Below are 8,050 nucleotides of genomic sequence, written 5' to 3' on the forward strand. Positions count from 1 at the left end.
GATGGGGAGATGGGGAGATAGTTGATAACATACCATTACCAATTACCAATTCCCAATTCCCAATTCCCAATTCCCAATTCCCAATTCCCAATTCCCTAATTAATCTTGAACATACTCTTGCCCTGTCACCAAAGCAATCTCAGCACGGACAAATTCTCGACCGAGATAAGCAGCATGATCAAACATGGTTATCGGACAGGGCTGAGTTTCTTCAAAAATTTTTACAGATAATTCTTTCGCTGTTCTGCCAGAATATACTGTTGTGTGAGTTCGTTCTACTTTTCCTTTTGCTGGAATTACCTTTCCCGTTTCTGGATCGACAGCTAAACCTCGCTCATCAATGATGTTAGTAAAATGTTTAGCAAAAATGAGTCCTTCTTGACGGTCAATGTAAATAATAAAATATCCCGCAGGATCTAAATCAATGTGTCGTTGAGAAAGCTTCTCATCAATTGCTGTTAAATTATCACGTAGATTCATAATTACTTAAAAAAACTTCCGTCTTAAGGGTTATCACACACTTAGATTAAGTGTAATTCTTTCTTTTACTTTTTTTAAGGAAATAAAGAATAAGGAACGAGGGGGACAAGGGGAGATGAGTTAGTACCACCGGAGTTAGTGGATGGTGGATAGTAGATAGTGGTTAGGAGTTTTCAACCTTTGACCTATAACTTTTGACCTCTAACCTCTAACCTTCAAGCTTAAAAGGAATCTCCTGATTAATTGCTTCAATTTCCTGTTGTTCTAGTTGATTTACTTCATTGATATAACGACGGAGTATTTCTCCCAAACGATTGTTGTAAAAGCGGTGTAGACTGTAGTTGGGAGTAGCGGGGAAGCCGCGACGTTTTTTGTGTCTTCCACCAGCACCGGGATCAAATACTTGGATATTATTTTTAATAGCCCACTCAATGGGCGAATAATAACAAGCGTCAAAATGCAAACAATCTATTTGCTGGAAACTACCCCAATAACGCCCATACATTTTATCGTCTTTATACAAACAAAAAGACATTCCCACAGGTTGGCTGTTATCTTGTTCGCTATAAGCAGCAAAAAACACGACGCGATCGCGATAGTTTTCGTATAACGATTCAAAAAACCGTTTTGTGAGATATTTACTACCCCACCATCCGAATTTATCACAGGTATCAGCATAAAAATCGTACATCAAAGCAAAGAAATCTTGGGGGATTTGATCGCCAGTGAATGGTTTTAATTCCAAACCAGCTTTTGTCACAGCTTTTCGTTCACGTTTGATGTTGCGACGCTGATTGGCATTAAATGCACCTAAATAATCATCAAAATTAGTAAAACCTTGGTTTTGCCAGATATAGTTATGGTGCAGCCAAGCTGTAAAACCGTGACGTTCTAATATTGGACGAAAATCGGGATCTACATATAAAAAATTGCAGCCGCTAATACGTTGCTTTTTACAGAAAGAATCTATTTCACGTATTAATAAGCAAGTTATTTCCTCCTCATCTTCTCCTGGTGCAATTAAAAATCGATAACCTTCCGCTGGAGTAAATGGGGACATACCGAGCATTTTAGGGTAATATTGCACGCCAATACGATGAGCTAACTCTGCCCACTGATGGTCAAAGACAAACTCTCCATAACTATGTCCTTTGATGTATAGTGGAGCAACAGCAATCAGCGTTCTATCTCGCCATAACGTTAGGTGATTAGGTAACCAACCACTTTGAGCAGTAGCGCTACCAGAAGCTTCGAGATTGTTTAACCAATCCCACTCAAAAAACGGAGTCTGAAGCGGGATAGCCAAAGCATTCCAAGCTTGGGAAGGTACTTCGGCAACACTGTTAATCCAGGTGAGAGAATAGCTCGGCTTAATTTTTTCCACCATGGTTGTTGAATACACAAAACTTAGCAAAAGCTTTATTTAGAGTAATCTAATCTGGGAATTGTTGCAGGCAATAATGAAGAAATACTTCTTGGTTTTCGGTACGAACTTCTATCAGTTGTAATTTTCGAGCCGCTGCTGCTAAAAATCCTGCACCTCCGACTGGTGTGGGAGCATCTTCACCACCCAAAATTAAAGGACAGACAGTCAGCCAAATTTCGTCAATAAAATTTAATTTAAGCAGATTCGCTACCAATTTTCCCCCACCTAAAACTGCTAACTGTGCTATACCCAAAATAGTTAGGTGTTGCAGGGCTGCACAAATGTCAACTGTTCCTGTTGCGGTTTCAAATATGAGTATACGTTTAAATTCCGGTCTTGATTGCCAAAACATCGCTCCTGTCGCAGTTGAGATTAACCAACGTTCCACTGGCTGTTGAAAGAAGCGTAAATCTGGATTAAACTTACCGGAATTAGAAATAACGATATGAATGGGCTGGGGTGCCTTACCATTGTCTTTTCGATGTTGTAATAAGTCTGGATGCGACACAGTTAGAGTCGTACCGTAGGCTCGTAAAGTCCCAGCACCGAATAAAACAGCATCCCTTGCAGCAATTTGTGTTTCTAGGTGTGCTTTATCGCTAATTGATCCGAATCTAGCCGCAGAACGCGAAACATCTGCTATTTTACCATCTGCACTCATTGCCAAAACCACTGTGATGTGAGGTCGCGATCGCTGTGTCATCAAATTTATAAATATTAGGGATATTGATATTTTCGGAATGCTAATAACAATAATTGAAATAAATATATAGCAATCCTATTTGTATGTATCGAAATCAAGGTGTTCAGATCCCCGACTTCTTGAAGAAGTCGGGGATCTAAATTCTCGTATCAGTGAAGTTAATCTAATTGTCATAAATAATAGTCACAAACAATTATCAATGACCAAAATCACAAAAAGCCTGTTTTTTTTGTAAAAATTTGTATCTACCACTTCTTTTTAGCCAGCAGCAATTTAATAACTTGATTATTAGGATTAATCAACTTAATAATAGAAGTACATTAACTTGTTGAATAACCTTTATTGTACTGTTTTAGTTTGCAGATACTTATCAGAGAATGCCAATGGTGAATTTTCGTCAATCATCATTTCGCCGAATTCTAGTATCAAAGATATTACTGTTATCAGTACCAATCTTATTGATAGGTGAATTTGTCGTATATCAAAAAGCACGTTCTAGTTTAATAGAAAGTGCGCGTCGTAATTTGACCGAAAGTGCCATTATCAAAGGAGAGAATATTCTAGATACTATTGATATGCTCGGAAGCAACTTATTAATTGCTTCCCAAACAACGGTTCTTCAATCAGGACAGCCTCAGTTTGTAGAAAAATTTGTTACTCAATTAGCCCAACAATTACCCAGACAAATTAAGTGTATTCAATTAACAAATCCTGATAACGGTAACATTATTGCTGGAAATTGTGATCAACAATTGACCAATTTGAATAATTTTTCGTTTGATCAAAAGAAAGTTCAAATCGAGCCTATTTTACCGAAAAAATTGAACGCCAATATAAAAGAACAGTCTTTAAAGCTACATCTTAACTTGTCTTCTCCCGTTTACGATACTCAAGGTAAATTGCGTTATACCTTAAGTATGCAGTCACAACTATTGCATGAAAAAATTAAACATAATCCTGGCTTTTTAACAGCTTCTACAGTCGTAATTGCAGAAAACGGGACAATTTTGGCACACCCAATTTTTCAAAGAGTAGGTACAAATATTACGGAACACGTAGATGCAAAAAAATTACAAAACATCGTCAAAAATGCCATATCTGGACGTAAAGATTCTGTAGATTTATTTTTTGAAAAAGAAGGTAGTCTGTTACTTGCTGGATATACAGCTATTAACAGTCCAGTTGATCATGGCGAGCAAAAATGGGTAATTTTAGCTGTTACTAGTTTGGATAACGCTTTGTACGGATTGAAGGAAATCAAGCTAATTTTCTTTGTTTTGACAATTGGGTTGATTGGTGCGACTTTATTAGCATCACTGTATGTAGCTCGTTATTTAGCGCGTCCAGTAGAACAGTTACGCGATTATGCTCTGAATCTTCATTCTCAGCATACTTGTTCCTCAGTTCCACATAATTTTAACATTCGGGAATTCAACCAACTAGCACAAGCATTAGATCAAATGGTGGAAAGACTCAAAGCATGGGCTCAAGAGTTAGAAATAGCCTGGAAAGAAGCGAAAACCGCAAATCAAAGCAAAAGTTATTTTTTGGCTACAACTTCCCATGAGTTGAGGAACCCTTTAAATGTGATTATCAACTCTATACGCTTGGTTAGGGATGATTTGTGCGACGATAGAGAAGAAGAAAAAGAGTTTCTCAAACGTGCGGACGAAACTGCGATTCATTTATTGGGTATTATTAACGATTTACTTGATATTTCTAGAATAGAAGCTGGTAAACTGTCAGTTGTCATCAAACCAATCGACCTACGTAAAGCGATTGAAGACGTAATTACTCAGCAATCGGTTAATATTAAACAAAAAGGTTTGCAGTTGAATGCTCCCCAATTGAACGAGCAAATTCGAGTGAATGCGGATATAGCCAAATTTAAGCAAGTATTAATCAATGTTATTGGTAACGCAACAAAGTTTACTGAAACAGGAAGCATTACCATAACTACAGAAATTCAAGAACAGAAGAATAAATTCTGGGTGACAGTTGCGGTTATTGATACAGGTATAGGAATCGACAACGAACAACAGCAAAAACTGTTTCGTCCCTTTGTCATGGTAGATGCTAGCAACACAAGGCAGTATAACGGTACTGGTTTGGGGCTAGCAATTTCCCGTAACTTAATCGAATTGATGGGAGGGATGATAACTCTTGAAAGTCCGGGAATCAATCAAGGTACAACGGTTAAAATTAGTTTACCTTTAATTGATAGCGAGTATCCATTTATAGCCGATACTAAAATGAATTCTGGAAACAAGCAGATTAGCGATAATAATAAATTATCACAAGCTACTTTTCAAAGTAATTCTAATTAGAAATGACTGGGATGGGAGTTTTCCCAGATAGAACACAAAATAATCGATTAAAAAGTAAAAAGATAATCCCCATAAATAAATTAAGGGGATTTGATAAGGACGTATTGTTTGAAGGCACTACGTGTCTCGAAACAAATGTTTTTACTTCGTTCCATAAATAAATAATGGTGCTTAAACCATTTTTATTTTTCTTTACTTTTGCCTTGTTCGGTGAATAATTTAACTTAATATTCCTACCAAAATATTTACTAATATGGTAATTTCTTCGGGTACTCGATATAGCTTAAAATCTTCTGTAATTTCTTGATTTTGACGATTATAACTACCAAATCGCCAATCTTCTCCCGTAGTTACTGCTCCGTATAAAATTGGTATTTCCGATTGCGTCCATTGGTTTAAAGCAATTAATTCAACCGCAAGAGCCGTAAATCCCCGACTTAAATCAGCTTGTTTTGCTTCTATGACTAATAGTTCCTTATCTTGACCAATATAATAATCTAAACAACCTTGTAATCGTTCGTTAATCTTAATCGGGTATTCAATATTTAATTGAGTTTGAGTAATTTCACATACTTCAAGAAGAATAGGAGCAATAATTGCTTGTTTGCGAGCATCCTCACTCATTAATTTCACCCGTTTGAAGTTGCGATTAATAATAGAAGTTAGAGGTGCGATCGCTTGTTCGGAAATATCAGCGGTTGGCAATTGCAACCTTTCCCGATTGTAGCTACATCCAAGTTCGGCGAGAATATCTTCTACACAGAAAGACAACTCAAAATATTTACTAAAGGTGTAGTTTTGGTTGGGTTGAAGAATCCGGGGACGATTCATAGTTAAATTTATCGCAGGGAACAGGTTTGAAAGTCTTTGAGGGTAAGAAGTCGGGTTTTCATAAAAATTATAAGCGTGTTACGGATAGAAGCTCTTAAAAACCCACTTCTATGATTAATTCTGATACTTACTACTTTATTTCTCAAGGCAAATAGGTTTACCTCCAGCTTCCAGAGATTGGGTAAGAGCGGTGAGAATTTCTACTAATTCGGTACCAACCCAACCTGATGACAGCGTTGAAGGGGTATTTTGTAAGATACATTCAATAAAGCTGTTGCAAACTCTTTGTAATGGTTCCCCTTTTTCAATTTCTACCACTTTTCGTTGTTGATTGACGGGGATAAAACTATTCTCTTGACGTTCAAATTCCCCTTGCATCAATGTCAAAGGTGTATCGACTAACATTTCATCAAAAATCAAGCTACCGCGACTTCCTACCACTCCCAAACGTCGCTGTTTATCTGGATTGAGCCAGCACAGATGAATGAATGCTTGAAAACCCGAAGCATATGTTAATGTTACCCAAACTAAATCCGATAGGGGGGAATTAGGTGATGCTGTTTGTAGCCAAACTTTTCCCGTTGCTTGAACAACTATTGGCGATCGCCCTAACCAATTATTAAAAATGGCAATATCATGAATAGCTAAATCCCATAATGCATCAACATCCTGACGTACTGGACCTAAATGAGTGCGTGTTGCATAACCATAGCGTAAATCTCCCACAGTACCAGTTTGTAATAATGCTTGTCCTTTTTCTACTGCCGGATGAAATAAATAGGTATGATCTACCATGAGAATCAATTGCTGTTTTTCTGCTAACTCACACAATTCACGACATTCTACGGGATTAAGAGTTAGAGGTTTTTCCGCTAAAACATGACATCCCCAATTCAAAGCATCAATAATTAAGGAGTAATGGGTAATAGCAGGAGTGGCAATTACTACCGCATTTAATTCAGGTAGCTGTTGTAATTTTTGCCATTCAGTAGTTAATAAAATATCTTTCTTTAAGGAATATTGCTGCTGTACTTTAGTTAAACAATCGGGATTTGGATCTACTACTGCAACAATTTTCACAATCGGATGTGCTAAAAAATTTCGTAGTAAATGAACTCCCCAGCGTCCAACTCCAATTACAGCAAGTTTTATTATCTTAGTCATTTGTTGGTGGTTGGTTGTTAGTTGTTGGTGGTTAGTTGTTGGTGGTTGGTGGTTAATAATTAATGTAATCAACGTTCCTATCATTCATAATTCGGGTTTTTGGCTTAAATAGCGATAAAACAAGATAATCCTTGTAAAAACCCGATTTCTCTTTCAAGAGCAGTTAATCGAATCAATCCAAAATCCAAAATCTAAAATCCAAAATTGAATGGCAACTTACGATTAATAGCCGATCAAATACCCGATTGAGTTCAGGGTTTTTGCGGAGACTCTATAGCTAAAAAAGCGACCTTTGCAGCAGCTTGCTCAGCAGCTTTAATCGAACGTCCTTTACCTGAACCTAATTTTTGATCGTGTAGCCAAACCTCAGCAATGAAGCGTTCTTGATTATGTTGAGGTGAAGCGAGTTGAGTTACACGATATTCGGGTAAAGTTTTATATTGTCCTTGAGTCCATTCCTGTAAAGCAGCTTTATAGTTTTGTTTTGCTGGATCTAAGCTGATTTCTGTAGCAAGTTGTTTAAAATGAGGATCTAACCAAGGACGAATCAGGTCTAAATTATTAGTACTTAGATAAAGCGCACCTAAAACCGCTTCAAAAGCATCAGCCAATCTGGTTTCTTGTCCTGCTTTATCTCCATAAGCACTACCAGCAACCAATAAATGTAGCTCCAATCCGTAGTAACTAGCTAATTGAGCAAGAACGCGATCGCTAACTAATACGGAACGAATTGCAGCAAAATCACCTACCCTCTGATGGTGAAAATCTTCCCACAAAACAAGAGCAGCCACCAGACGTACCACCGCATCCCCAACAAACTCAAGTTGTTCGTAATTTGCCGACTCAGAAATAGACGGATGAGTCAGCGCTAAGTCCAACAATTCCCATTTCAAAGGTGACTTTGCTGATAAACCCAGCTTTTTGAGCAAACTTTCAAGTTGTCGTTGACGACGTGGATAAATAACGGACATTAATTCAGGTCTAAGGTTTAAGGTTTAAGGTCTAAGGTCAAAGGTCAAAGGTCAAAGGTCAAAGGTCTAAGGTTTAAGGTTTAAGGTTTAAGGTTATAATTCTACTTTATCTCCCCATCCCCCCATCTCCAAAAAATTGGACAGAGTC

General features: G+C 37.5%; 7 protein-coding genes. 1 reads left to right on the top strand and 6 read right to left on the bottom strand.

Annotated elements, in window-relative coordinates:
• Window positions 1-99: 99 nt before the first annotated feature.
• The 3 genes from IQ247_RS30430 to IQ247_RS30440 all read right to left on the bottom strand — a co-directional run bounded on the left by IQ247_RS30430 (window position 100) and on the right by IQ247_RS30440 (window position 2,609).
• Entirely contained in the window at window positions 100-480 is a 381-nt protein-coding gene (locus IQ247_RS30430; protein WP_193925732.1) for a DUF4346 domain-containing protein, read from the bottom strand.
• A 208-nt stretch (window positions 481-688) separates the two neighbouring features.
• Complete coding sequence (locus IQ247_RS30435) at window positions 689-1,867, bottom strand: GNAT family N-acetyltransferase (RefSeq protein ID WP_193925733.1); 1,179 nt, start codon at window positions 1,865-1,867, stop codon at window positions 689-691.
• Window positions 1,868-1,913: 46 nt separating this feature from the next.
• Window positions 1,914-2,609 (bottom strand): RibD family protein, encoded by a 696-nt coding sequence (locus tag IQ247_RS30440; RefSeq protein ID WP_193925734.1) that lies wholly within the window; start codon window positions 2,607-2,609, stop codon window positions 1,914-1,916.
• A gap of 383 nt (window positions 2,610-2,992) precedes the next feature.
• On the opposite strand from IQ247_RS30440, the gene IQ247_RS30445 reads away from it, so the two are divergent.
• On the top strand, window positions 2,993-4,936 hold the full coding sequence (locus IQ247_RS30445; protein WP_193925735.1) for an ATP-binding protein: 1,944 nt from the start codon (window positions 2,993-2,995) through the stop codon (window positions 4,934-4,936).
• 219 nt (window positions 4,937-5,155) lie between these two features.
• Here the strand turns inward: IQ247_RS30445 and IQ247_RS30450 are convergent, their stop codons facing one another.
• From IQ247_RS30450 to rnc, 3 genes are all read right to left on the bottom strand, one after another.
• Complete coding sequence (locus IQ247_RS30450) at window positions 5,156-5,767, bottom strand: hypothetical protein (RefSeq protein ID WP_193925737.1); 612 nt, start codon at window positions 5,765-5,767, stop codon at window positions 5,156-5,158.
• A 135-nt stretch (window positions 5,768-5,902) separates the two neighbouring features.
• A complete protein-coding gene (locus tag IQ247_RS30455) occupies window positions 5,903-6,931 on the bottom strand; it encodes a Gfo/Idh/MocA family protein (protein WP_193925739.1) in 1,029 nt (342 codons plus the stop codon).
• A 251-nt stretch (window positions 6,932-7,182) separates the two neighbouring features.
• Window positions 7,183-7,902, bottom strand: a complete 720-nt coding sequence (rnc, locus tag IQ247_RS30460; protein ID WP_193925741.1) for a ribonuclease III — start codon at window positions 7,900-7,902, stop codon at window positions 7,183-7,185.
• Window positions 7,903-8,050 lie beyond the last annotated feature (148 nt).

Source organism: Plectonema cf. radiosum LEGE 06105, assembly GCF_015207665.1.
Taxonomy (GTDB): domain Bacteria; phylum Cyanobacteriota; class Cyanobacteriia; order Cyanobacteriales; family Nostocaceae; genus Rivularia; species Rivularia radiosa_A.

Excerpts from the sequence above, each read along its gene's own strand:
- IQ247_RS30430 (WP_193925732.1), bottom strand. The coding sequence starts at position 480 with ATGAATCTACGTGATAATTTAACAGCAATTGATGAGAAGCTTTCTCAA.
- IQ247_RS30435 (WP_193925733.1), bottom strand. The coding sequence starts at position 1,867 with ATGGTGGAAAAAATTAAGCCGAGCTATTCTCTCACCTGGATTAACAGT.
- IQ247_RS30440 (WP_193925734.1), bottom strand. The coding sequence starts at position 2,609 with ATGACACAGCGATCGCGACCTCACATCACAGTGGTTTTGGCAATGAGT.
- IQ247_RS30445 (WP_193925735.1), top strand. The coding sequence starts at position 2,993 with ATGGTGAATTTTCGTCAATCATCATTTCGCCGAATTCTAGTATCAAAG.
- IQ247_RS30450 (WP_193925737.1), bottom strand. The coding sequence starts at position 5,767 with ATGAATCGTCCCCGGATTCTTCAACCCAACCAAAACTACACCTTTAGT.
- IQ247_RS30455 (WP_193925739.1), bottom strand. The coding sequence starts at position 6,931 with ATGACTAAGATAATAAAACTTGCTGTAATTGGAGTTGGACGCTGGGGA.
- rnc (WP_193925741.1), bottom strand. The coding sequence starts at position 7,902 with ATGTCCGTTATTTATCCACGTCGTCAACGACAACTTGAAAGTTTGCTC.